Raw genomic sequence first — 24,877 nt, 5'->3', positions numbered from 1 at the left:
ATTAATTTTGAGGTCCGTTCATCTTTTTGGAGACTTTTTCAGTGGCCTCGATGAGACACGCCGGCGTTTTTTTCATGATGAGAATTTCTCGAGCGCACGCGCAAGCGCCCTGCCCCCTTCTTTCACTCCACCTTTGTAGCGATGCACACTTCCGCCGGCATTGACGACAACATCCGACCCGAAATCGTCGACAACCGAAGGCGCGCTTGCAAGATCAATGCCTGCAGACGGAATCGGAAACGCCGGCAAATGCGCGGGGCTTTCTTCCCGTAAAAATTTCGCGACTTGCAAGGCCTCCTCCATGTTGATACCGATTCGGCCATACGGGGACGGAAACAAGACCGCATCGGCTCCAGCCATTCGCATGAGCCTCCCTAAAAGCAAGCGAGAGGAGATGCCGTGGTTGCGGGAGCGTGTGACCATTCCCGTTAACGAGGAATGCGCAAAAATCGGCACATCAATCTCTTCATCCTCACGTAGTCCCTGCAAGACATCCAGTCCATACGCATACACGTTCAACATAAGCGCCGGCGCGCCGAGGGCAACCGCCTCTCTCGCACGTTCCTTTAATTCAAAGGTTTTCCCAGATAAATTGACAACATAAAGCGGCGCTCGCTCGGTTTGTTCCGCCGCCTCGGCGATCGCCGCGAGACCTGCCGGCACCCGCTGTTCAAATGGTGTCCAGTCATGTTCAAAAAGACGCTCATCGTCTTGAATAATGTCAATCCCTCCATAAGCATGGGCCAGCATTTGTTCGTGGAAAGAATCGATCGAGCGACCGATGGCCCCTTTGGCTACACTCATGGTTAACGGACGATCACCGACCTCTAGAAGTTCACGAATCCCTTTGATGCCAAAGGCAGGTCCGGGGAAGCGTTTGACTAAATCATCCGAGAACTTTAAGTCCATGAGTTTGACGCCCGGTTCATAGGAGAGGCGACCATAAGTGGTCGTTAAAATCGCCGGAAAATCGGGAACTTCGTAAGCCACTGGAAATGAAATCGTCACAAGCGACCCCTGGCCGTATTCTTCGTCTCGAGTGATCGAAACAACCTCTCCCTTATAAGCCATGCTTTCCTGCTTTTCTCTCTCAGGCATTTCAATCCAAGGCTTGGCCGTCATCCCAGTCGCCATTTTCTCTGCCTTCTGCTCTAGCCCGTCTTCTGAATCTGTGACGTAATAAACAGCCGTAAGTTGCGCCATGAAGGGTTTCCTCCTTGAATGTGTATGTACCGTAATTTTATTCATCATGCCAAAGGAGCTAAAGAGTGTCAAGTTATCTGCCTATTAGCTCCTCCTTCTAGTGAGAAAGCATCCTTCAGAATGAATAAAGAACGTCTTCTGGTGAACCGTTTGCTAGTTGGTTTTCTCTACGGCTTCTGTCTTTGCTTTTTTCTTTAAATATTTTTCACGGCGTCGTTTCATCGCCTTCGTAATATAGCCGCCTTTAAAGCTTCTTGGCTCAAAGGACACAATGAATGCCGCCGGTTCGTATTCGCTCACAATTCGAATAAATTCCCTCTCCCGATCCCGCCTCGCGGTGCAATCCAGCTGGTGACGGGTCGAGTTCATACCTTCAACCAGAGAGGTGGAAACGCTAAACCCAACTTCGCGCAACCGATCAATGAGAGATTGATTTCTTTCCGGAATGTTCACTTCAATACTCACGTAGCCAATCGCCAGCTTCTCTTCAATAACGGCACCAATGTACAAACCAACACTAAACCCAAGGGCATACGCGATCATATTGTAATAGTTGGATAAATCACTAAATACAATTCCAAGTGCCACAACATAAACAACCCCCTCAAGCATCCCCATGGCCGCCGCTTTTTGCTTCAGACCTTTCACCATCATGATCGTTCGCAAGGTTAGCACCGGTACATAAATGAGCTGAGCGACAAAAATAATCAACGCTTGAATCAGCATCGTTTCCACCTCTCTTTATTGACCATTTATTGTTTTGCTTCGGTAGTTTAACAGGAATCTACATTGAAAACTACAAAGAAAAATTGACAAAAAACGCACGAATACCGAAAGGCGCAGGCGGGTTGGTTAGAAGCGAGGATTTTGGAAGGCCTGACAAAAGAAATCCGACTTTAGATTTCGTTGGCAGGACTGAAAAATCTCGAGCTTCTACCCGCCGCAGCTGGATCATGAAAGGCGCAGGCGCCCCGCACACGAGCGACAAGTTCTGGAGCGACGGCAGATCAAGTCCGAACTTGACTTGAACTGGCGGCGTGAAGAAACCTCGAGCGAGTGGGCGCCGCAGCTGGACAAAGAAAAGCGCAGGCGGGTTGCTCAGAAGCGAGGATTTGGAAGGCCTGCTTCTTGCACCCCCGTGCTTCTGCTTCTACCCACAGAGAAAACCGTCTCCCGTTTTGATGAGAGACGGTTTTTCTTCTTATTTTGCGCGCACTGTGAGCAGTGGGGTTTCCCCAGCCGTAGCTTCGCTTGCCGATTCTTTAGATAAGCTAAAGTGATCGGGATTGGTGATGACCACTGGGGTGACAGTATGGGCTGCTTTTTCCTTGACGAGCGCTAAATCAAAGTCAACAATTTTCTCGCCTGCTTTGACGTTGTCGCCTTCTTTCACATGAGCCGTGAACCCTTCGCCATTCATCCCCACGGTTTCGAGACCGATATGAACGAGCACTTCTGCGCCGCCTGCCGATTTAATTCCAAACGCATGCTTCGTCGGGAAAAATTGGACGATTTCGCCTGCAATCGGCGCTACGACATGGCCGTCCTTTGGCTCGATGGCAAAGCCATCGCCAATCATCTTCTCCCCAAAGGTTGGATCGGGTACCTCTTCAATAGGAACCAGTTTGCCGCTCACAGGGGCAACAAGCTGCTCCTCTTCTGGCTTTTGATTCGTTTCTTCTTTCTTTCCAAACAATTTTTTAAACATTATTTCCACTCCTTGAGATCGCGTCTATTCCTCAAGCAATAAGCGAGGACCTGAACCAGTATACCATTTATTTTTCCCTTATCAAAAATTGATAAACCACCCGCCCAAACCTTTTTTATTCACCCGCATAGGCTAAGAGTGAGCAAGAGTCATTGCTTAACAAAGACGAAGGAGTGATTAGTGTGCAAGGTGGATTTGCTTTTATCGTTGTGTTGTTTATTCTTCTTATCATCGTTGGATCGGCTTACGTGTACTAAGATCTCTCATCAAGGAGCGAGCGCCCTCCCATGGGGGCGTTCCTTTTTATACGGGGTGTCCCGCTTGAGTTCCCTCTGCTTGTTTCAGACGTTTCTCAGGGGAGAGGGCTTTTTCAAGAAAGCCCATCAGTGCATCAACGATAATCGCCATTAACGCTGTCGGGATCGCTCCAGCTAGAATAATCGCCGTTCCATCTGTGGCATTCGTGCCGCGGACAATAATATCACCAAGCCCCCCCGAGCCGATGAAGGTGCCTATAGCCGTGATCCCTATGGAAATAACAAGCGCCGTACGCAGCCCTGCGAGAATGACCGATAACGATAGCGGCAGCTGCACCATGAAGAGGATTTGCCGCTTGGTCATTCCCATCGCGGTGCCGGATTCAAGCAGCGCTTCATCGACGCTACGTATGCCTGAATACGTATTGCGCAAAATCGGAAGCAGTGAATAAAAAAACAAGGCGAGCACTACCGTGTTTGTTCCTAGACCGAGAACAAGCATAAGCATCGCGAGCATCGCCAGAGCCGGGATGGTCTGAACCACGTTTGTGATCGTGAACACAACCGCACTTAGCTTTGCTCGTTTGGCGATAAAGATGCCAAGCGGAATTGCGACAACCGCCGCGAATAACACGCCGTATCCCGCCATTAAGAAATGACGGTAGAACTCGGTCCATACATAGCTATAGTTCTGCGAGTAGTACGTCATCAGTTCCTGAAAAACGTTCATTCTCCCTCACCCCTCTCTCGAAAATAGTCGTTAGCCTCGAGGAACTCCTCGGCCACGGTCGCAGGCTCCTTCATTTCTCCGTCTGCTTCGTAGTTCAGCCTTTGCATCAAGTCGTTGTCAATCTTGCCGACCAGTTTTTCAAAGACGTCATCAAGTTCCGGGTGCTGCTCCAATACCTCATTTTTTACAACCACCGACGCGTCATAAGGGGGGAAGAACCGCTGATCGTCTTCAAGAATTTTCAACTCGTAAGCAGCAATTCGTCCATCGGTCGTGTACGCGAGCACTGAATCCATGGAATCGCTCGCAAGCGCGTCATAAACAAGTCCAATCTGCATCGGGTAAGTTTCGCCGAATGCAAATCCATAGTGGTCCTGGAACCCCTCGTACCCATCGCCTTCACGGTTGATCCACGAGTTATCCATGCCTACATCCAAATCGTCGGCAATTGCTTCTAAATCACTCACGGTCTCAAGCCCTTCGGCATCGGCAAACTCCTGCGTGACGGCAAAGGCGTACGTATTCGTGAATCCGTACGAATCGTACCATTTTTGATCAAAACGCTCCGCAAACTCTTCCTGGACGACGCTCATCGCCTCTTCAGGGTCCATAACTGGGTCCATCCCAAGCGCCCCCGGGACATCGGTTCCTGTATAGCGCACGGACGACATATCGATGTCATTATTGAGCATCGCCTGGTGATTCACGATCGAAGAACCAAGATTCCCGATCACCGTCACTTGCAAATCTGTATACTCTTCAATCATTAAACGATTAATATGTGCGAGAATGGTTGGTTCAGAGCCAGTATTCGCCCCGATTCGTATTGAATCGCTCCCTGCCCCTCCAAGACCAGGAAGAGAGCAACCCACAAGACCTATGCTGCATACGAAAAGCAGCGGTACTATTTTTTTCACGATCTCTCATCCTTCCTGTTAGGCAGATTCTTCATTTCGTATTCCTTTAGGGGTCAGTCCCTTTTCCGCTCGGCCGAAGACAAAATCTACAAGAAGAGCCAACAATGTCACCGGGATGGCTCCCCCAATGATAAATTCCGGCTGGTAAAGATTTAAGCCACTGAAAATAAAATCTCCAAGCCCGCCTGCACCGATAAAAGCCGCAAGCGTCGCCCAGCCAATCAGGTAGACCGAGGAAACACGGATTCCTGCCATAATGATCGGCACGGCGAGTGGAAGCTCAATGCTTATAATCCGTTGCCAGCCAGTCATCCCCATTCCTCTCGCCGATTCAAGCAAATCACGGTCGATGTTTTTGACCCCTGTGTACGTATTCCGTAAAATCGGCAGCACTGAATAAATAAAGAGGGCAATGATCGCAGGCACCGTTCCCACACCAAGAATGGGAATGAAGAACGCAAGGATCGCTAAGCTCGGCACCGTTTGCAATATACTAACGAGACCAATCACCCCATTAGCCACCTTTGGAACTCGTGTAAGAGCAACGCCTAAAGGAATCGCTGCCATAATCCCAAGCGTGATGGAGATTACGGATATATATAAGTGTTGCCAAGTTAACGTTAGCAGTTGTGCCCCGTTGTCACTTAAAAACGCTGTTACAGCATTCATACCTTACCCCTCCTTCACTGACTCTCTCTGCTCGGCCTCCGAGTCTTCTGAACCCCAAATCGAGTCATAGACCATATCTACAAGAGAGGCACGTGTGACAATGCCAGTTAGTCGCTTCTTTTCATCGACGACGGGAGCGTACTTCAGCCCGCGTTTAAGCAGCTTTTGCACCGTATCTCTCAAGAGCGCATCCTCGCGCACACTGTAAAAATCCGTTTCTACAATTTCGCTCACGCGTGTTGCCTGGTTGCGCGTTTTGTCAATCATTTCAATGTCAATATAGCCTTTTAGCAGATTAGCCTCATCAATCACAAGCAAGGAATCCACCCGGCGCTCCTTCATACGTGTAGCCGCTTCTCGGATCGCGTTCGTATCATAAATCGTCACAGGCGTGTGACTCATGATTTGTGCAATCGTCTGTACATTTGGCCTTGCTTGAAGCAGGCGGTCTTTGCCGATGAACTCTTCCACAAACTCATCCACTGGCTCGCGTAGTATTTTCTCTGGTGTGTCTACTTGAACAAGCTCTCCGTCACGCATGATGACAATCCGGTCGGCGAGCTTAATCGCTTCATCCATATCGTGGGTGACAAAGACGATTGTTTTTCCGAGCGATTGCTGCAAATGCTTGAACTCCTCTTGAAGCACATCACGGGTGATCGGATCAAGAGCGCCAAAAGGCTCGTCCATTAAAATGAGCGGTGGATCAGCGGCAAGCGCGCGCAAGACGCCAATTCGTTGTTGCTGTCCTCCGCTAAGCTCATTTGGGAAACGATCAAGATAGCTCTCATCCATATCTACTAGGTGCAAGAGTTCGGCTGCACGTTGCTTTTTCTCTTCCTCCGACCAGCCGAGCAGCTTCGGAACAAGCACAATGTTTTCTTGGATCGTCATATGCGGAAAAAGACCGATTTGTTGAATCACATAGCCAATCGTTCGCCGCAGCTTCACCGCGTCCTGTTCCATGATGTTCTCCCCGTTGACATAAATCGCCCCGGACGTTGGCTCAATTAACCGATTGATCATCTTCATCGACGTGGTTTTCCCACACCCACTTGGCCCGATGATACAAATAAACTCGCCCTTCTCAATCGTTAATGAAAGCTGGTTGACCGCTCGGGTGCCCGCGCCATATTCTTTTGTGACGTTTTCAAACTTCAGCATTTGATTAACCTCCATTTTCAGTATAAACTGTGTAAAATACAAAGTTTATGTAAGTGATAGTATAAACCAAAACAGGAAAGAATGTTACCCGTTTTCCCAATTCAGTGAACGAATCCAGCTTCCTTTTCAAGAAATGGTGTGGTACATTAGGTTTGCTATTGGCGTCGTGCAGGGATGGAGAAAAGAATGACAGAGGAGGCAAGGGGTCAAAATGGAGCGAAAAATTTCGGATGAGATTTCGAAAATTGAAGAACAATTCATTGAACGGATTGCTGATAATATGCGCACCTATGGCGTTTCCACAACAGTCGGACGCGTGCTCGGGATCATCTATACAAAGCGACGTCCGATGACTCTTGAAGAGCTCTCCGAAGATACAGGCATGAGCAAAACTAGAATGAGTCAAGTCGTTCGGGAAATGGTCTCACTCAATGTTGCTGATAAAGTGTATGAGAAAGGCGTTCGCAAGGATTTATACAATGTAGAGCAGGACTACTACCAGACCTTTATTTCCATCTTCAGTGCAAACTGGCAAGCCGTGGTGACCAAAAACAAAGCCGTTGGCAAAAAACTCCGGTCCGAAATTCATCAGTTTCTAAAGGACGAACAACACAGGCTGACGACGGAGGAAACCGAAAAACTTCATTCACTACTTCGCGAGTCCAACAACTGGCTGGATTATTATGAATGGATCGACCGTGTGATTGATTTCTTTGAAAGTGGGGACGTGTTCACACACATCCCCAAGCCAACGGATCGAGGTTCGTAATCAACCGGGTTGGTCGTTCCCATTCTTCGGAATGCCCAACCCTTTTAGTCTTGCCCTCGCTCGTAAGAAATATGGTAAAAACGACAAAAATACTCCCACCCCCTTTCTATTTCTCAACTCTTCTTTTATAATGAACATCATACGAAAAACGAACAATAAATGAATCTCGTATAAATGCGGTAATACGGTCCGCGAGTTTCTACCAGGCTGCCAATAACGGCCTGACTACGAGTGATACCTTTTTGTGTTCAGGCATCCGCCTGTCAAAAAGCCGAAGAATCACTCACTAGAAGATGAGGTTCTTCGGCTTTTTTATTTATGTTATTAGGAGGAAACCAATCATGGATCGTTTAAAACAAGCCATTCAAGAGCGAGGCCTCGTCCTCTCCTCAGGCGTTCTGAAAGTCGACCAGTTCTTAAACCACCAAATCGACACAGCCCTTATGTCTGCGGTTGGAGAGGAATTTGCACACTTGTTTGAAGAATCGGGGGTAACGAAAGTACTGACGATTGAATCCTCGGGCATTGCCCCAAGCTTCATGTGCGCCCACGCGCTCGGCACTCCCCTTATCTTTGCCAGGAAGAAGAAATCGGTAACGATGAACGAGACGACCGCTTACGCGAGTCGCGTATACTCCTTCACGAAGCAAGAGACGCTTGAAGTGACCGTTTCAAAAGATTTCATTAGCGAAGGAGACCGCGTGCTGATCATTGATGACTTTCTCGCTAACGGCCGCGCCGCTCTTGGACTCTGTGACATCGCTAGCAAGGCAGGAGCAACGGTAGCCGGAATTGGCATTGTCATCGAGAAGTCCTTTCAGGAGGGACGTCAAATCCTTGAAGAAAAAGGCTACCACATTGAATCGCTCGCTCGAATCGCTTCTTTAGAAAACGGAACGGTTCGTTTTGTGGACGAGCCCGTTCATTCCAACTAGCAGCGTCATCCCTTACTTTGAAAGGACGGAATTGACTTATGACTGTTCATTACCCACTGTTTAAAAAACAAGACATTGACGCCTTTTTTGCGCTCTTTCAAAACAACCTCGCCAATTTCGTTGTCATTACAGTAACGCTTCTTGGCATGGGCTTCCCGAGCTCAATCGTCTTTGGCCGAGTGATCCCTGGCATTGCCGTTGCTGTCATTGTTGGCAACCTTTACTATGCCTACATGGCCAAGCGATTGTCCAGCAAGGAAAACCGGGCAGATGTAACCGCCCTTTCCTACGGTATTTCCACCCCTGTCATGTTCGTGTTTTTGTTTGGCGTTACCGCTCCAGCACTCGCGTTGACCAATGACTACGAGCTCGCTTGGAAAATCGCCGTGGCCGCTGCCTTTCTCTCCGGCCTTGTCGAAGCGCTTGTCAGCTTTTTCGGAAACTGGGTTCGGCGCCATTTGCCACGACCTGCGCTCCTTGGCGCGCTCGCCGGAGTGGCGTTCACGTTTGTTATAGGAGAGATGCTGTTTGAAACCTTTGCGATCCCTGTGATCGGCCTTGTCACGCTCGCCATTATTCTCGTTGGCTTCGTTGCCAAAGTGGCGTTACCGTTTCGTATCCCCACCTCTCTATTTGCAATTCTTGCTGGTACGATTCTCGCTTTCGCTCTTGGCTATGAGTCATGGGGCACCATTGGGGAGGCCCTTTCGAATGTTGGTTTTTATCCGATGCTGCCGACACTTGCCCCATTTGAAGGCATGACCTATTTATTCGGCGCCCTGATTGGTCTCCTAGCCATTTTGATCCCAATTACCCTGTATAATGCCATTGAAACGATGAACAATGTGGACGCAATGGCTGCCGCCGGCGATTCCTACGACGTCCGCGAGTGTCAAGCCGTAGACGGTGTCGGAACGATGCTTGGCGCCTGCTTTGGCGGGATGTTTCCAACGACCGTTTATATCGCTACGGTTGGAGCGAAAGAAATGAATGCTGGGCGGGGATACAGCCTGTTGAACGCCGCCGTCTTTGCGCTAGCCGCGGTGACCGGTATGATTGCTGCCTTCTCTGCCCTCATCCCGATGCAGGCGATTGCACCTGTTCTTGTCTTCGTTGGCATGTCGATGATTGCCAGTACATTCGCCAACAACGAAAAGAAATACTATCCAGCCATTGTTCTGGCCATGGTGCCCTACTTGGCAAACTATATGATGACGAACCTTAATACCGAGGCCGGTGAGGTTTCCGCAGGCATCGTCCCACTTGGCGAGGGCGCGATGTTCACCGCGATTCTCTTAGGTGCGATGACCGTTTGCCTCATTGATAAGAACTTCTTCCGAGCAAGCATGTTCGCGCTCATCGCCGCCTTCCTGTCATTTACAGGCTTCATGCACGCCTCATCGCTTGCGTTTAATGCGGCGCCTGACTTTACAGTAGGGTATGTGATCGTTGCTGCTTTCCTTGTGTATATCGGGGTAAAAGAGCGGCAATCGGAGCTTGTCTTAAGGGAATCTACGGATAGTGGGGAGCGGATGGCTTCTTAAATGCATTTTAGGCTGAAAAGGGCGCGTGAGAACGTGCCCTTTTATAGTGTACAGCCAATCGCTCGTTCTTCTCGAACCCAACCACCCCTCGTCGAATCGTTAAACATTCCCTTGACAAATGTATAATCCGTTTCTCCTCATCCATACTAATGGTGCAACATAAAACCCATTAGGAGGAAATCGTACGATGCAAAATCAAACCGGTCAAACTCATCAAAATATGCACACAGGCACCGTTTCTCCACAGATGAATCATGGTGGACATGAAGTGCTTGAAATTCACGAAGCGTTAACTGGGACAATCAGCGCCCTAGATTCTTATATGTTGCTACGTCAACACGTCAAGGATGCAGAATTGCAGGACATTCTTGACCGCCAGTACCAATTTATCCAAGACGAGTACAACACCACAGTGGAATGTTTTAAAACCGGGCAAGACCCTTCTACCCCAACACAGAGCTACAAAATGAAGCAAGACAATGATTTCATCTATGGCCTCAAACCTTCTCAACCAAAGAAACCGTTGCAATCCGTAAACGAAATCACAGATGACTGTGTTTCAAGCAGTATGCTTGAATCTGTAAAATCTTGTGCAAAGGCGAAAACAACGGCAGCGCTTGAAACGACAAACCCAGTTGTCCGTCGCGTGCTTGCGGACTGCGTTCCGAACAGCATTGAAATGGCGTATGAACTGTCCATTTATCGAAACAAACACCATTACTATCAAGTCCCACAATTCGCGCAGCAAGATATGCAGCAAATGTCCAATTTGTTTGCGCCTGCTCAAGGACAGCCGCAAATGCCAACGAACAACGCTGCTCATTAATCCAACAACGTTCGATACAAAAGAAACGGGAACCCTTTACGACAGGAAGGAGTTCCCGTTTTTATGATAGATTCAACTTTCCGACTTAAACCGTGCACCTCATCTACTGGTTTAACGGAATGACGTGCAGCTACCTCGGCAAGACCGAACCAATAATAATGACACATCAATCCCCAAGGGTTCTGTAGTACCAACAAGCCACAGGGATTCCAATCATTTCGCCGATGTTGACAGCACGCTCCCATAGATCCTTAGATAGAAAAAATCGGTTCATACCGGTGTTTCATGGGGGTTCGACTGTACTAAACCCTCCATTGGAGAATCCATTTACCACTTCAATTCTACCTGTCAACATCTTTTTATTTATACGAAAATCAAAAGAAGTGACGAAACAAGAAAACAGTACAGCGCGAAGTAGATAAGATTCCCATTTGTAACAAGGTTAATAAAAAGTTTTATCGCAAAAATTGACACAAGCAAAGAAACAAGAAACGAGACCATATACGGTAAAGCGAAACCAGGTGTCGATAGGGCCAAACTAATGTCACCAAGCTTAAAGACTAGGCTTCCGATGCTAACGGGGATCGAAAGAAAGAAGGAAAATTTCAAGGCGACAGCTGGTTCTACTTTTCTAGCAAGTGCTGCAACAACCGTCGCTCCCGAACGACTGATCCCTGGTGCAAGGGCTAATGTTTGGGCAAAGCCAACAACTAGCGTGTCTGTGATTGTCAATTCCTCTTCTTGTTTCTGTCCTCGCAAATTTCGAATCAGCCATAACGCAGCACCTGTCACAAGTAACGCAATCGCTACCCAATGAATCGCCGTGAGCTCACCACCGATAAAATCCGCGAAGAGCCCTCCGATGATAACTGCGGGTATCGTCCCGATGATAATTAACGTTGAAAAGCGGAAAAAGGCATAATCCTTCTTTTCTCTTGTTCGAATGTATTGAAACGTACCCGTGAATAACTCGATTAAATCTTTACGGTAGACAATAAAAACCGCAATCAATGAAGCCCCATTCAAAAAGACTTCAAAATGTAAATCGGGCACATTAATGTCAAAAAGGTACTGCACAATTCGTAAATGACCACTTGAAGAAATGGGTAGTGGTTCTGTCATGCCTTGTACAATTCCAAGAAAGATGTATTTTAATAGGGTTAGTAGTTCTTCCATGATCAGCCTCCATTTTATCAAAAAAATAGGCGAGAAGTCCCTAACCTCACGGAATGTGAAGGGCGTAGCCCAATGATAAGGTAGGGATAAATCGCCTTTTTGCGTAGCAAAACGCATGTGCTATGCTGTTCATGTACGGATTGTTCTTTACAGGAAAAAGTCTGCCACATAGAATCTTCAACGTTCTATGGGCCCCACACATGATAGAAGTACTTGTCCTATTTTAATACACCAGATTCAGTCGTCAAGTGTAAAACTGGCTTATGATCACACTTTTAAAATGATGTCTTTTGCCTCTCTCCGCATTCTTGATGCTACACCACTCACCGCTCCCACGCATGCGCCTCCATCCGAATGCGCCCGTTCTCATCGAAGGCAACCCCCTCTTGTTCGAGTTTCGCCTTCTGCACACCTGCCCCGAAAACGGCCTCAGGGGCAAGCTCCCCCGACCGTTTCACAATGCGGTGTGCGGGAACTGCTTCTGGAGACTGGCGCATCGCCCAGCCAACCACGCGAGCGTTGTGCGGGGCTTCGAGAAGGCGGGCGATTTGACCGTAGCTGGCGACTCGGCCAGGAGGGATCTCAGAAACAAGCTGGTAGACTTTCTGGAAAAAACTGCTCAACTCAAATCTTCCTTTCACTGTCATATCTCGCTCCCCACCTGCTGCTTCCTTCTGGTACACTAGAGGCAGGAAATTAAGAGTCCGAGGTGTTTGTATGGGTCGAAAGATTGTTGTGCTGCTTGGTTTCATCCTACTTGCTTCGCTTGTTCTCTGGCAAGGCGAAAGCATGGTCGCGTGGATGCGTGAAAACGGAGCGCGCTCCTTTGTCGCCACGTCTTTGCTTGCCACGCTTTTAGCGCTGTTTCCTGTGATTCCCTATCCGATTATCGGAGGCGTGCTCGGTGCCGTCTTTGGCACTGCTTTAGGAAGCCTTGCGACATGGATCGGTTCTTCGCTTGCGTCGGTCCTCATGTTCGCCTTTATTCGCTACGGGTATCAAGACTGGGGGCTGAGACTGATTCACAAATCAAAGGCATTGACAAGGGTCACGCGATTGTTTGAGCGGAATGCGTTCATGACGATTTTTTTAACGCGTCTCATCCCGATCATCCCCTCGATTATCGTGAACGCCTACTCTGCGCTTAGCCGAGTGACGTTTGCGTCCTACACGATCGCCTCCTCCCTTGGCAAAGTGCCGTCGATGATCCTTTTTGCCACGGTTGGTTCCACCCTTGTCACCAACCCAGCGAATTTGCTTCGCATCGCCTTCTACTATGCCGCCTTTTTGCTCATCGTTTACGGGTGTTTCCGTTTGTGGAATCGCTACGTCTTTAAGCGCGAACGTGAAAAACAAACACGTGGCGCTTAATGTTACGGAGCAAGAAAAACAAACAGCCACCGAGGAAAGCGCCGAGCGTATTGAGAATCAGATCATCTATATCGCTAACTCGTAAAGTGAAGGTAAATTGATAGATCTCGATCAAAAAAGACAACAGCGCTCCTAGGACTGTGATTTTCCAGAGGCGGCGCAGGTTTTGAAAAAAGAGCGGAAGGAAAAACCCTAGGGGCAAAAATAAGACAATATTGCCTATGAGGATTTTTAAGGGATCAAGAAGACTCGGACTATAAAGACCAATCCGGTAAATGCTCCGTATCGGGATAAGGTTGTAATTGCGCCCCCCTGGGCCTTCCGATCCAAGCGAGGCCCCGTAGTTCCAGGCAAGGAGCGTGACATATAGTAACCCGAGGATATAGGCAATGAAAGCGACCCAGGCCAGTTTTCGCAATGTATAATGCATGCTTTTCACTTCCTTTTAGGCTTGCTCTTTTAGTCTATGACAAGCCCTGATGATACAGAAGTGAAGCCCCCAAGGTTTTCTCAAAGGCTTGACATGCGTCACTCTTGTGCCTTCCCGACAAGCATCTGGTTCCTATGCTCTTTAGGCATAAGCCAAAGAACCAGAGAAAGACTTCTCTGGCTACTCACGCTTACGATTCTTCAATTTTAATGTTATAGGCCTTTAACCAATAATCCATTTGTACAAAGTGAGCAAGGAGCTGCGGGCCAGCCATGAGCTGACCGAAGTAAGGGGCACCTGTGTCAAATCCTCCGCTATCCGCAATTTCCTGCAATTTGTCTTTGTTGATAAAGGTAAACAACGGCGCATCTTTTTGCGCGAGAACCGTATTCATTTCTGCCTTGACCGCTTCGGTGTACGTTGGATGGTGCGTTTTTGGGTAAGGACTTTTCTTGCGATACAAGATCTCATTTGGGACGAGCCCTTCCAGCGCTTTACGAAGAATGCCTTTCTCTCTTCCGTCATAGCGCTTCATCTCCCATGGAATATTCCAAACGTATTCAACGAGCCTATGGTCTGAAAACGGCACACGAACTTCCAGAGAGGCACCCATGCTCATTCGGTCTTTGCGATCTAGCAAATTCGTCATAAACCAGATCATGTTTAAGTACGAAATTTCTCGACGCCTTGCCTCCTCCTTTGTGTCTCCCTCAAAACGAGGCGTTTCTTGAATGGTTTCTTTATACCGGTCATACACGTACGTTTTTAAATCAAGCTTCTTCTTCCAATCATCGTTCAGCAACTCTACGCGTTCGTTGATGGAGCGCATCCACGGAAACCCGTCAATGTTCATGACTTCTGGCTTATGAAACCATGGATAGCCTCCGAAAATTTCATCCGCACACTCGCCTGAAAGACCCACCGTTACATCCTGTTTGATCTCCTTGCAAAACCATAGCAATGACGAATCCACATCAGCCATGCCCGGCGTATCACGAACAAGAACAGCCTCTTTAAGTAGATTGGCAAGCACGGCATTGTCAATGACGCAATCGCGATGGTTCGTTCCAAGATAAGTAGACATTTTCTTTACAAATTCTGCGTCGGCATTTGGCTGGAAATTGCTTGCTTTAAAGTACTTCTCATTTTCCTCATAATCAATGGAATAACTTAAGACTCTGTCCTTGCCCTGTTTTTTATAGACGTTTGCTGCAATCGCTGTGAGCGCGCTTGAATCAATACCCCCTGAGAGAAACATGCCAACTGGAACATCGGCAAAGAGCTGGCGCTCGACGGTGTCCTCCAATAATTCGCGAATATAAGTGGCGCTTTCCTCCGCACCATGGGGGTGAGCTTCACTTTTTAAGCGCCAATAGCGACTAATTTTCGCCCCGTTGCGGTCGTAACTGAGGCAATGGCCGGGTCTGAGCTCGTAAACATCTTTAAAAATCCCGTGTCCTGGCGTGCGAGATGGGGCGAGGCCCATCACATCTGCAAGGCCGTTACGGTCAACCACCGCCTCAATGTCGCGATGGGCTAGCAGTGCTTTTAGCTCAGAGGCAAAAAGCAAATAGCCGTTTTTCACTGTATAAAAGAGCGGCTTTACCCCAAGCCGATCCCTTGCCATGAACAAGCTTTCATCTTGGTCATTCCAGACAGCAAAGGCGAAAATGCCGTTTAGCTTCTCTAAACAAGAAGAGCCCCACTCGATGTAGGCTTTTAGCAGCACTTCTGTATCGGAATGACCGTTAAATGTATGTCCGTTTGCGAGCAATCCGTTGCGAAGCTCCTCCGTATTGTAAAGCTCCCCGTTGTAGACAATCGTATACGTTCGGTTGTTGACTTTTCGCGTCATCGGCTGAGCGCCGCCTTCGGGATCAACAACGATCAAACGAGCATGCCCAAAGGCTGCGTGTTCTGTTGTCCATATCTCCATAGCGTCTGGTCCGCGGCGATTTAAGGTCTCTGCCATTTGTTTTACTTGTTTTTGTTCTCCTCGCAGATTTCGCCGCCAATCGATCCACCCTGTAATGCCACACATCTATCCATCAGCCCCTTTTGGGAAATCTCCGTTTGCTGTTCACTCCTATCTATGCTATTCAGTCAAAATGGCAAAAGTGCCTTTTTTTCTAGCCTGAAGAAAAAGCTGGGTGATCGCCTTTGCCATAGGAACGATGCCGCGTGTTCTCGTTGAAAAAAGAAAGAGCACTCAAGGGATCAGCCTAAGCGCTCTCTTTTTATTTTTGTTTCATCCATCGCGCGGCCACAAGCTCAAACAGGCGCGGAGTTAGCTGGTGCAGTTTGACGCCCACGTTCATCCACCATGGCAAATTCAGCTCACGGCGCGGTTTTTCAATCAACCGAACCACTTTTCTGGCAACAACCTCCGCATCAAGCATCCACCGTCCAACGCTTGCAACATACGTTCCGCTCGTATCGGCACGGTCAAAAAACGGGGTGTGAATCGGCCCTGGATTGACGGCGCTCACCTTAATCCCCTTTTCGCCGAGCTCCATCCGCAAACTGTTTGTGAAGCCGAGCACGGCGTGTTTTGAAGCCGCATAGGCGCTTGCTTTAGGCGTTGCTACCTTTCCTGCTTGAGAGGCAATATTGATAATATGACCTGAGCCTTCTTCCCTCATCAAAGGAATAACGGCTTTTGTCATTGCGATCAGCCCGACCACATTGACGTCCATTATGCTCTGCACCATATCTGCTTCCGTGTGTTCTGCCAGCTCAAAGAGACCTAAGCCAGCATTGTTAATCAGCACGTTAGGCGTGGGTAGCTCGGCTGCACGTTTCTCCATATCAATTGGTTTAGAGAGGTCTAGGTGGATAGCGTTGATAGGAGCTGGCCCCTGGCATTCTGCTTTAATCGACTCCATCGCCTCCAGGTTGCGCGCCAACATCACCACATGGTAGCCTGCCGCATGAGCAGCCTTCGTGATTTCTTTTCCCAACCCACTGGAAGCTCCCGTAATCCAGACTGTCTTTGTCATTGCCTTCACGTCTCCTATATATTTCTGGTGCAGGCCTTCCAAAATTCTCGCTTCTGAGCAACCCGCCTCCGCTTTTCTTGATCCAGCCGCGGCGGGTAAAAGCTCGAGATTTTTCGCCCTTACAACGAAATCCAAAATCGGGATTTCTTTTGTCAGGTCTCCAAAATTCTCGCTTTTGTGCGACCCGCCTCCGCTTTTCTAATTACTCTTCATTGTACATGAAGTCGTCTCGCTCTTTCATAGAAATCTTCAAAATCAGTTGACTTCTTAGCAAACCGATCGTATAATACGGAACAACTAATCGAAACGGAATGCACACTTGTGTTTGATCCTGCGTTAACAGGGACGAGTAAAAAGCAAGATGCGCCAGAGAGTTGGTTTCACCGGCTGCAAGAACCGACCGCCTCTCTTGCTTTTGAACCTACCCCTCGAGCACCTAGTGAAAGCTAGCGTTTGCGTCCACGTTACCGGACGAATAAGCGGGCATTGATTTGCCAATTAAGGTGGTACCACGGAACCTCTCCGTCCTTTTGTCGAAGGATGGAGAGGTTTTTTTTGAGAAATGGGGAGAGCAAAAATGGCAAAGCGACGCATTGTTGTAAAAATTGGAAGCAGCTCTTTAACCAACAATAGCGGAACACTGAATGAAAAGAAGCTGACTGATCATGTAGAAGCTCTTGTAAAACTGAAACAAGCGGGACATGAGGTTGTGCTGATTTCCTCTGGGGCGGTGGCTGCTGGGTTCACCCGCCTCGGTTATCCGGGCAGGCCAGTAGCAATTTCCGCTAAGCAGGCGGCTGCCTCTGTTGGGCAAAGCCTGCTAATGCAAGTCTATATGGAACAATTCGCTCAGTACGCTTGCGTTGCGGCACAGCTGTTGCTGACAAAAGATGATTTTGCCGACAAAGAGCGGTTTGCGAATGTCCAGCAAACCATGACCGAGCTATTGAAGCGGGGCGCTATCCCAATCATCAATGAAAACGACGCAACGTCTGTGGAGGAGTTGACGTTTGGCGACAACGATATGCTCTCTGCTCTGATCAGCGGTTTCTTGCACGCGGACCTGCTCTGCATGCTTACAGACATTAACGGCCTGTATGACAACAATCCCTTCAAGGACGCTGCCGCCAAGAAATACGACTACCTCCCTGGCATTGACGCCGCGCTTATGGCAGGGGCTTCAGACAGCGGCTCTCGTGTCGGCACCGGGGGCATGAAGTCAAAGTTGCTCGCGGCCAAAACCGCCAATGATCTTGGGGTGAACACCTTCATTGGCACCGGCAGTGGCGCGAACAAGCTGCTTGATATCATTGATGGAAATGGAGATGGGACGTACATTGGTCCTTTTTCAGAAGGTACTGGAATGTCGGCGACCAAGCAGTGGATTTCCCTTCATTCCAAGGTGAGAGGGAGCATAACAGTTGATGCCGGGGCAGAACGAGCGCTTTTGAAAAGAGGCAAAAGCCTTCTGCCAGCAGGTGTGCTAAGCGTACACGGCATTTTCACTGCGGGCGACGTGATTGAGGTGCTAACGCAAGAGAATGTCCTTATCGGCAAAGGCCGGACGCAGTTTTCAAGTGAAGAGGTCGACCGAGTGAAAGGGCTTGAGTCAAGAACTGCGATGAGGGAAACGAACAGCAAAAAAGCAGAAATTATTCACCGAGATTTTTGGGTAAGGCATTTGAAAGGAGAGGTTCGACAATGAGTGAAATTCGAAAAAAAGCACAGACTGCAAAGGAAGCCTCATTTGAACTTGGACTTAAGTCCACGGAAGAGAAAAACAGCGCCCTCCTAGCAATGGCCGATCAGCTGTTGGAAGATACAGCCGTCATTCTGCACGCCAACCAGCAGGACATCGAGCGAGGGCGTAACAATGGCATGAGCGAGAGTCTGATCGACCGGCTTTCCCTTTCCGAGCAGCGCATCGCCGCCATGGCCGATGGAGTAAGGCAAGTTGCCGAGCTTGAAGACCCGATTGGAACGAAGGTCTCCTCTTGGGAGCGACCGAATGGCCTTGAGATTGAGCAGGTTCGCGTGCCTCTTGGGGTGGCGGGGATCATTTACGAAGCACGCCCAAACGTAACCATCGATGCAGCCGCGCTTTGCTTAAAAACAGGCAATGCCGCCGTGCTTCGTGGTTCGTCAAGCGCGCGTGCCTCGAATCAAGCACTGATCGCTTCGCTCCACAAGGGACTGCGCGGGCAGGCCATCTCTCCAGATGTTTTGCAGCTGCTTGAAGACACGAGTCGCGAGGCAGCGAAGGAGCTGTTCACGCTGAATCAATCGATTGATGTGTTAATCCCGCGCGGCGGCGCTTCTTTGATTCAAACGGTGGTCAAAGAGGCCACCATCCCAGTGCTTGAAACCGGCGTTGGCAATTGCCATCTCTATATCGATGCTTCGGCTCCACTAGAAATGGCGCTCGAAATTGCCATCAACGCAAAGACGCAACGTCCTTCCGTCTGCAACGCGGCCGAGACCATTCTACTTCACCAGGAGTGGGCAAAGAATCACCTCCCTCGCCTCCTCGATGCGCTTCATGAAAAAGAGGTGGTGATCCTCGGCGATGAACAAGTTCGCAAGCGTGACTCACGCGTTCAGCCAGCAGGAGAGCGTGACTGGGCCAATGAATTTCTTGATTTAAAAGTCGCTGTCAAAGTGGTCGATTCGACCAAAGCAGCGACCGAGCACATTCGCCTCTATGGCACAAAACACTCGGAAGCCATTGTTACTGAATCACAGGCGGATCGGACGCTTTTCTTTGCCCACGTCGATGCGGCGGCGATTTATCATAATGCTTCCACTCGCTTTACCGACGGGTTTGAATTTGGATTCGGAGCAGAAATCGGCATTAGCACGCAGAAATTGCATGCCCGTGGTCCCATGGGTCTGATCGCCCTGACCTCCTATAAATACCTTATTCGCGGAAACGGGCAAGTCAAATCATAAGAAGGGAGAGAGCTATGTTTACAAAATCCATCGCCTTTCTTGGCGCAGGGTCAATGGCTGAGGCGATTATCGGTGGGCTCGTTCGCCAACACATCGTCGACCCACGCCTTGTTACTGCTACAAACGTAATGGATACACAGCGCCTAGAAGAGCTTGAGGCGAGATACGGCATTCAAACAACGTCCGACCGAGCCTCTGCCGTTGCTGGCAAAGACATTGTCATTCTTGCGATGAAGCCAGCAAACGTTCAGGAAGCCATCGCCTTTGTTGAGGATGTACTAACGTCTGAACAATTATTTATTTCCGTAGCCGCGGGCATCACCCTCCCTTATCTGGAGCACATCTTGCCAGCAAACGGCGCTGTCATTCGCTCGATGCCCAACACTTCAGCAAAAGTAGGCGCTTCGGCAACCGCCCTCTCTTTAGGAACACACGCCACGGACACCGACCTAAAAACGGCCAGTGCCTTGTTTCAATCGATCGGGAGTGCAACCGTTGTCGCCGAAGCGCAAATGGACGCCGTTACAGGCATTGCCGGAAGCGGGCCCGCCTATTTTTACTACATCCTTGAGGGATTGTTGCAAGCAGCGGCTATGCAAGGTCTTGCCGAAGAAGAAGCAAAAGCGTTTGTGTACCAAACGGCTAGAGGGGTTATGCAAAGACTCGAATCTACAGAGAAAAGCCCGAAACAACTCTATCAAGAGGTAATGAGCCCGAATGGAACAACCGAGGCGGGCATTCACCATCTAGAGGAAGCGCATTTGCAAGCCATTCTGCAAGGAGCAGTCGCCAAAGCCGTGAAACGCTCAGAAGAAATTGGCAAGGAACTTGGCAAGGTGGACGGTGTTTCTCAGCGATGATCAATTGAAAACGTTAGAATTAGATTCATGAGGTAGCCATCTCATGGATCTTTTTTTGCGAAGAAGTCGGGCCCTGCGTAAACCCTTCTAGAAACGCTTGCCTGCTAGGGTCTTTGTTGATACTATAAAATTAGAAAGCTTTTATACATAAGGAGTAAGCATGTCAACATCTAAAACAATCATTCAAGCCATCGTGGATCACCGCCTGTTCCAGGCTGTGATTATTACGCTTATCTTACTGAACGCCATCCTTGTCGGCGTAGAAACCTATGACCACATCTATGAAGAATATGCCCTCCTGTTCCTTTACGCCGACCGAGTGCTTCTCTGGCTTTTCACAATCGAAATTGCTCTTCGATTAATCGCTGCAGGGCCGAAGAGCTTTGTACGCGGAGGCTGGAACTGGTTCGATAGCATCATCGTTTTGGCGGGGCACCTCTTTACGGGAGGTCATTTCATTACCGTTTTGCGCATTCTTCGGGTCCTGCGGGTGCTTCGCGCGATTTCCGTCATCCCTTCCCTGCGCCGGCTCGTAGACGCCTTAGTGATGACGATTCCTTCACTTGCCAACATTCTTGTGTTGATGGGGATTTTTCTTTATATTTTTGCCGTGATCGGCACGATGCTTTTTAGCGGCGTTTTCCCCGAATACTTTGGCAATCTCCAACTTACAGCGCTATCTCTTTTTCAAATCGTGACGCTCGAATCGTGGGCAAGTGGAATCATGCGCCCACTTATGGAATACAGTCCGTGGGTCTGGATTTATTTTGTCGCATTCATATTGGTGGGGACCTTTATTATTTTCAATCTGTTTATAGGCGTGATTGTAAATAACGTTGAAAAGGCAAACGAGGAGGAAAAGGAACCCCCTGCAAGTCGTCGTGACATTCAAGAAATGAACGAACAGATTCGAGAGCTAAAAGCGATGCTTGAAGAACAACAGAAAAAATCTTCGTAATACCGAGAAGCGCAGGCGGGTTGGGAAGAAACGAGGATTTTGGAAGGCCTGCCCTAGAAATCCCGAACTTGGATTTCAGGGCAGGACTGAAAAATCCCGAGTTTCTACCCGCCGGAGCTAGACAACCCGAAAAGCGCAGGCGGGTTGGTTAGGAGCGAGAATTTTGGAGACTCGATAAACGAAATCCCGAACTTGGAATTCGTTATCGGGGCGAAAAATCTCGACGCTCCTACCCGCCGAAGCTGGAGAACCCGAAAAGCCAGGCATCACCGCCTGGCTTCTTTTCTTTTTTATTGGATCGTCGTCTCAACGCAAGCGCCAAAGAATTCCTTATACAACCCTTTGACCGCTTCCTCAGTATCTTCCTGATGAATGCCGAAGACTAAACTCACTTCCGAAGAGCCTTGGTTGATCATTTCGATGTTAATGTTCGCTCTTGAGAGTGCCTCTGCGGCTCTGGCCGACACCCCGACGGTATTGTGCATTCCCTCTCCAACAATCATCACCATCGAAAAATCCCGCTCGAGATAAACATCATCAACGTCTAGCTCCTGTTTAATGCGCGAGATGATCGTTTGCTCGATTTCAAGGGTTAACTGGCTTTGCCGCAAAATGACAGAGGTGTCATCGATTCCTGAAGGAATGTGCTCATAGGACAAGCCGGCATCTTCCAAAATCTCAAGTAGTTTGCGACCAAACCCAACTTCACGGTTCATTAAGTATTTTCGAACATAAATCGTCGAAAAGCCTTCGTCTGCTGCAATGCCGATCACCGGATTCAGGGCGTATTCACGCTCAGCTAAGATCATCGTTCCTGATGTATGTGGATTGTTCGTGTTCTTGACACAGACGGGAATGTGATTGCGAAAGGCCGGAATAAGAGCCTCATCATGAAACACAGAGAAGCCTGCATAAGAAAGCTCTCGCATTTCTCTATACGTCATGCGCTTAATTTCAACAGGCTTATCGATGATCGTCGGATTCGCTGCATAAACCGAATCCACATCTGTAAAATTCTCATAGAGCTCCGCTTGAATACCGGCAGCAAGAATCGCTCCTGTAATATCCGAGCCCCCGCGTGGAAATGTCACCAAATTTCCTTCCGGCGAGTAGCCAAAAAACCCTGGAAAAACAAGCGTTCCCTCTTTCTCCCGTAGCTTCATAAGCTTCTCGTAGGCTTCCGGTAAGATTCGTGCATTTCCCGGTTCATCGCTTACGACCATGCCTGCATCTTTTGGATTGACATAGCTTGCCATCATGCCTTCTTTTTGGAAATACGCGGCGATCATCTTCGCATTATTGTCTTCGCCACTTGCCTTGATCGCATCCATGAACCGTCCAGAATTCTGTGTATCCATCGCTAACCGTTCTTGCAAATCCGCTTCAATCGTAGCCACTATTTCTTGTTCAAGGTCTAAGTCGCTGGCGATCAATTCATAACGACCGACAACCGCTCGCAAGCCTTCCTCCGTCTCACGGCCCTGAAGCGCCGCTTCTCCGAGAGCAATTAGTAAATCTGTTACTTTGGCATCCTCTTTCGAGCGTTTTCCCGGAGCGGATACAACCACAATTTTCCGCTTCGGATCCTCCGCCACAATCGCCGTAACTTTTTTGATTTGTTCCGCACTCGCCACAGACGAGCCGCCAAATTTCACTACTTTCATTTCTCTCTCCCAGCTCCCGTCTCTCTCTTTATCTTTTGATCTAGCAAAAGTACCGGTTGATTTAAAAATCATATTAACACAATCGTTCCACTTCTGCAAAAAGCGTATCGGCATTGGATTTTGACGAAGGCAGATCGATAGAAAGGGAGAAATTCTAGTCGACTAAAACTCATGTCTGATCTTGGATTTTGGAAAGCCTGCATTCGAAACCGGACTTTGAATTACTCACCACTTAACACNGATTGGCATTTCTCCACCAACCTCGTTACAGTAAATTCGGGAATGCAGGAAGAATGGCCACGTATGTCATCGAGGAAGGGGTAAAGAAAGCTTTTGCCACACTCAAAACCACGAGTATCGCATAGATGACGGCCATACTTGGTGCCACCGGGATAAAGCAAATGAATAGTGCCCTTATTAAGTACGTGACCACCATCACTCTTTTACTTCGATAATCATTGAATTACTCACACTTAACACCTTTCGGGTTGTTTGAAGTGGGAGATTCTTGGGAATAGAGCGTACTTGTTAGCGTATTTCTTTGCCAACAGAGGTTTCTCTTATTGACCAAGCTACCCCCGTAGATTCCTACGGTTCTATATTTTTTGTTTAAGCCAAAACTAAGGTTCTTAAACCTTCGGCTAGGATATTTTTGCTGGCATTTATATCTCTATCGTGATGTTCCTTGCAAACAGGACAAGTCCAATCCCTTATTTCAATAGATTTCTTGCCATCTTGATGTCCACAATCGGAACATATTTGACTGGATGGAAACCATCTGCTTATTTTCACGATTGTTTTGCCATACCATTTCGCTTTGTATTCTAATTTAGTTACAAAGGCAGACCATGATACATCAGAGATTGATTTTGCTAACTTATGATTGCGTAACATTCCTTTGGTGTTTAAGTCTTCGATACAGATAATATCGTGGTTTTTGATTATTTCTGTACTTAACTTGTTAAGAAAATCGTCACGTTGGTTCATTACTCTTTCGTGTAATCTAGCTACTCTACGTTTTTGTTTCTGATAGTTTTTTGCATCAAGAAGGTTAATACTATTGTTTTTAGCATTTAACGCACGTCTTGAAAGTTTTCGCTGTTCACGTTTTAGTTTCTTTTCCATTTTTGATGTGAATTTATTATTGTCAATCTTGCGACCATCAGAAAGAATGGCAAAGTCAGTGATACCTAAGTCTATACCAATAGATAATTCAGTTTTCTCCGATGGCTGTACTTCTATTTCTGCAAGAATGGATACAAAGTATTTACCACTAGGGTTTCGTCTAACAGTAGCATTAAGGATACGACCATGTACTTCACGACTTTTGGCAAAGCCAACAAAACCAAGTTTCGGCAATTTGATTTTGCTGCCTACAATGGTAATGTTATTGTTTGTTTCTTTAGTCGTGTAGGATTGTACCTTATTCTTTTTAGATTTGAAGCGTGGAGCTTTATTTTGTTTCTTGAAGAATCGAGTATAAGAATCAGCAAGGTTTTTCAGTGAGGATTGAAGTGCAATGCTATCAACTTCTTTTAGCCATACTAATTCCTTTTTTAGTTGTGTTAATTCAGCAGAACAAGAATTGTAAGTTAATCCTTTGCCAGTTTCTTTGTATGTATCGTTCCATTGCCCTAAAAAGCGATTAAATACAAAACGACTACATCCTATTGTTTTAGCAATTAAGATTTCCTGCTCTTTGTTTGGGTAGATACGAAATTTGTACGCTTTGCTGACTAACATTGTTT

24 protein-coding genes and 1 riboswitch are annotated in these 24,877 nt (G+C 48.0%); of the genes, 10 read left to right on the top strand and 14 right to left on the bottom strand.

Annotation, left to right across the window (positions count from 1 at the left end):
* Positions 1-72: 72 nt before the first annotated feature.
* The 3 genes from AVZ68_RS06085 to AVZ68_RS06075 all read right to left on the bottom strand — a co-directional run bounded on the left by AVZ68_RS06085 (position 73) and on the right by AVZ68_RS06075 (position 2,911).
* A complete protein-coding gene (locus AVZ68_RS06085) occupies positions 73-1,203 on the bottom strand; it encodes a 2,3-diketo-5-methylthiopentyl-1-phosphate enolase (RefSeq protein WP_059103643.1) in 1,131 nt (376 codons plus the stop codon).
* Between the two features lie 153 nt (positions 1,204-1,356).
* Complete coding sequence (locus AVZ68_RS06080) at positions 1,357-1,926, bottom strand: DUF2179 domain-containing protein (protein ID WP_059103645.1); 570 nt, start codon at positions 1,924-1,926, stop codon at positions 1,357-1,359.
* Positions 1,927-2,404: 478 nt separating this feature from the next.
* Positions 2,405-2,911, bottom strand: coding sequence for a PTS sugar transporter subunit IIA (locus AVZ68_RS06075; RefSeq protein WP_059103642.1), 507 nt, complete (start codon positions 2,909-2,911; stop codon positions 2,405-2,407).
* Positions 2,912-3,063: 152 nt separating this feature from the next.
* Here AVZ68_RS06075 and AVZ68_RS19730 point away from each other — a divergent pair, with 152 nt between their 5' ends.
* Entirely contained in the window at positions 3,064-3,168 is a 105-nt protein-coding gene (locus tag AVZ68_RS19730) for a YjcZ family sporulation protein (protein ID WP_082676337.1), read from the top strand.
* Between the two features lie 46 nt (positions 3,169-3,214).
* On the opposite strand, the gene AVZ68_RS06070 is transcribed toward AVZ68_RS19730, so the two are convergent.
* From AVZ68_RS06070 to AVZ68_RS06055, 4 genes are read right to left on the bottom strand one after another with little or no spacing between them, the layout of a single operon-like run.
* Positions 3,215-3,898 (bottom strand): ABC transporter permease, encoded by a 684-nt coding sequence (locus AVZ68_RS06070; protein WP_059103641.1) that lies wholly within the window; start codon positions 3,896-3,898, stop codon positions 3,215-3,217.
* Positions 3,895-4,815, bottom strand: coding sequence for an osmoprotectant ABC transporter substrate-binding protein (locus AVZ68_RS06065; RefSeq protein ID WP_059103640.1), 921 nt, complete (start codon positions 4,813-4,815; stop codon positions 3,895-3,897). Before AVZ68_RS06065 ends, AVZ68_RS06070 begins: the two co-directional genes overlap by 4 nt.
* Positions 4,816-4,833: 18 nt before the next feature.
* Positions 4,834-5,484: an ABC transporter permease gene (locus AVZ68_RS06060; RefSeq protein ID WP_059103639.1), complete on the bottom strand. Its 651-nt coding sequence runs from the start codon at positions 5,482-5,484 to the stop codon at positions 4,834-4,836.
* Between the two features lie 3 nt (positions 5,485-5,487).
* Positions 5,488-6,648 (bottom strand): betaine/proline/choline family ABC transporter ATP-binding protein, encoded by a 1,161-nt coding sequence (locus AVZ68_RS06055; RefSeq protein WP_059103638.1) that lies wholly within the window; start codon positions 6,646-6,648, stop codon positions 5,488-5,490.
* A 211-nt stretch (positions 6,649-6,859) separates the two neighbouring features.
* Here AVZ68_RS06055 and AVZ68_RS06050 point away from each other — a divergent pair, with 211 nt between their 5' ends.
* The 4 genes from AVZ68_RS06050 (at position 6,860) to AVZ68_RS06035 (ending at position 10,722) form a co-directional block, all read left to right on the top strand.
* Positions 6,860-7,417 carry a GbsR/MarR family transcriptional regulator gene (locus tag AVZ68_RS06050; protein WP_059103637.1) on the top strand — a complete coding sequence of 186 codons (558 nt, stop codon included), beginning with the start codon at positions 6,860-6,862 and terminating at the stop codon, positions 7,415-7,417.
* A gap of 146 nt (positions 7,418-7,563) precedes the next feature.
* Positions 7,564-7,665, top strand: a riboswitch (purine riboswitch).
* Between the two features lie 93 nt (positions 7,666-7,758).
* Positions 7,759-8,352, top strand: coding sequence for a xanthine phosphoribosyltransferase (locus AVZ68_RS06045; RefSeq protein WP_059103636.1), 594 nt, complete (start codon positions 7,759-7,761; stop codon positions 8,350-8,352).
* A gap of 38 nt (positions 8,353-8,390) precedes the next feature.
* Positions 8,391-9,896 (top strand): hypothetical protein, encoded by a 1,506-nt coding sequence (locus AVZ68_RS06040; protein ID WP_059103635.1) that lies wholly within the window; start codon positions 8,391-8,393, stop codon positions 9,894-9,896.
* Between the two features lie 187 nt (positions 9,897-10,083).
* A complete protein-coding gene (locus AVZ68_RS06035) occupies positions 10,084-10,722 on the top strand; it encodes a spore coat protein (protein ID WP_059103634.1) in 639 nt (212 codons plus the stop codon).
* A gap of 363 nt (positions 10,723-11,085) precedes the next feature.
* Here AVZ68_RS06035 and AVZ68_RS06030 read toward each other — a convergent pair whose 3' ends face one another.
* Both AVZ68_RS06030 and AVZ68_RS06025 read right to left on the bottom strand, forming a co-directional pair.
* Entirely contained in the window at positions 11,086-11,898 is an 813-nt protein-coding gene (locus AVZ68_RS06030; protein WP_059103633.1) for an undecaprenyl-diphosphate phosphatase, read from the bottom strand.
* Positions 11,899-12,221: 323 nt separating this feature from the next.
* The gene (locus AVZ68_RS06025; protein ID WP_245628069.1) at positions 12,222-12,521 is read right to left on the bottom strand and encodes an MGMT family protein; all 300 of its coding nucleotides are present in this window, start codon (positions 12,519-12,521) and stop codon (positions 12,222-12,224) included.
* 94 nt (positions 12,522-12,615) lie between these two features.
* On the opposite strand from AVZ68_RS06025, the gene AVZ68_RS06020 reads away from it, so the two are divergent.
* Positions 12,616-13,269: a TVP38/TMEM64 family protein gene (locus AVZ68_RS06020; protein ID WP_059103631.1), complete on the top strand. Its 654-nt coding sequence runs from the start codon at positions 12,616-12,618 to the stop codon at positions 13,267-13,269.
* Here the strand turns inward: AVZ68_RS06020 and AVZ68_RS06015 are convergent.
* From AVZ68_RS06015 to AVZ68_RS06005, 3 genes are all read right to left on the bottom strand, one after another.
* A complete protein-coding gene (locus AVZ68_RS06015; protein ID WP_059103630.1) occupies positions 13,232-13,699 on the bottom strand; it encodes a VanZ family protein in 468 nt (155 codons plus the stop codon). The two genes, AVZ68_RS06020 and AVZ68_RS06015, sit on opposite strands and share 38 nt — an antisense overlap.
* Before the next feature lie 190 nt (positions 13,700-13,889).
* On the bottom strand, positions 13,890-15,740 hold the full coding sequence (gene asnB, locus AVZ68_RS06010; protein ID WP_059103629.1) for an asparagine synthase (glutamine-hydrolyzing): 1,851 nt from the start codon (positions 15,738-15,740) through the stop codon (positions 13,890-13,892).
* A 196-nt stretch (positions 15,741-15,936) separates the two neighbouring features.
* On the bottom strand, positions 15,937-16,698 hold the full coding sequence (locus AVZ68_RS06005) for an SDR family NAD(P)-dependent oxidoreductase (protein ID WP_059103644.1): 762 nt from the start codon (positions 16,696-16,698) through the stop codon (positions 15,937-15,939).
* Between the two features lie 577 nt (positions 16,699-17,275).
* Between AVZ68_RS06005 and proB the strand changes: the two genes are divergently transcribed.
* The 4 genes from proB (at position 17,276) to AVZ68_RS05985 (ending at position 21,465) form a co-directional block, all read left to right on the top strand.
* A complete protein-coding gene (proB, locus tag AVZ68_RS06000) occupies positions 17,276-18,403 on the top strand; it encodes a glutamate 5-kinase (RefSeq protein WP_059103628.1) in 1,128 nt (375 codons plus the stop codon).
* The gene (locus tag AVZ68_RS05995) at positions 18,400-19,647 is read left to right on the top strand and encodes a glutamate-5-semialdehyde dehydrogenase (RefSeq protein ID WP_059103627.1); all 1,248 of its coding nucleotides are present in this window, start codon (positions 18,400-18,402) and stop codon (positions 19,645-19,647) included. Before proB ends, AVZ68_RS05995 begins: the two co-directional genes overlap by 4 nt.
* Positions 19,648-19,661: 14 nt before the next feature.
* Positions 19,662-20,507 carry a pyrroline-5-carboxylate reductase gene (proC, locus tag AVZ68_RS05990; protein WP_059103626.1) on the top strand — a complete coding sequence of 282 codons (846 nt, stop codon included), beginning with the start codon at positions 19,662-19,664 and terminating at the stop codon, positions 20,505-20,507.
* 160 nt (positions 20,508-20,667) lie between these two features.
* Positions 20,668-21,465: an ion transporter gene (locus AVZ68_RS05985; RefSeq protein WP_059103625.1), complete on the top strand. Its 798-nt coding sequence runs from the start codon at positions 20,668-20,670 to the stop codon at positions 21,463-21,465.
* A gap of 290 nt (positions 21,466-21,755) precedes the next feature.
* Here AVZ68_RS05985 and AVZ68_RS05980 read toward each other — a convergent pair whose 3' ends face one another.
* Positions 21,756-23,129 carry an aspartate kinase gene (locus tag AVZ68_RS05980; RefSeq protein WP_059103624.1) on the bottom strand — a complete coding sequence of 458 codons (1,374 nt, stop codon included), beginning with the start codon at positions 23,127-23,129 and terminating at the stop codon, positions 21,756-21,758.
* Between the two features lie 609 nt (positions 23,130-23,738).
* Positions 23,739-24,872 carry an IS200/IS605 family element RNA-guided endonuclease TnpB gene (gene tnpB / locus AVZ68_RS05975; RefSeq protein ID WP_082676339.1) on the bottom strand — a complete coding sequence of 378 codons (1,134 nt, stop codon included), beginning with the start codon at positions 24,870-24,872 and terminating at the stop codon, positions 23,739-23,741.
* Positions 24,873-24,877: the final 5 nt, after the last annotated feature.

This window comes from Shouchella shacheensis (assembly GCF_001484965.1).
GTDB lineage: Bacteria > Bacillota > Bacilli > Bacillales > Bacillaceae_D > Shouchella > Shouchella shacheensis.
This window is presented reverse-complemented; position numbering and strand designations above follow the sequence as displayed.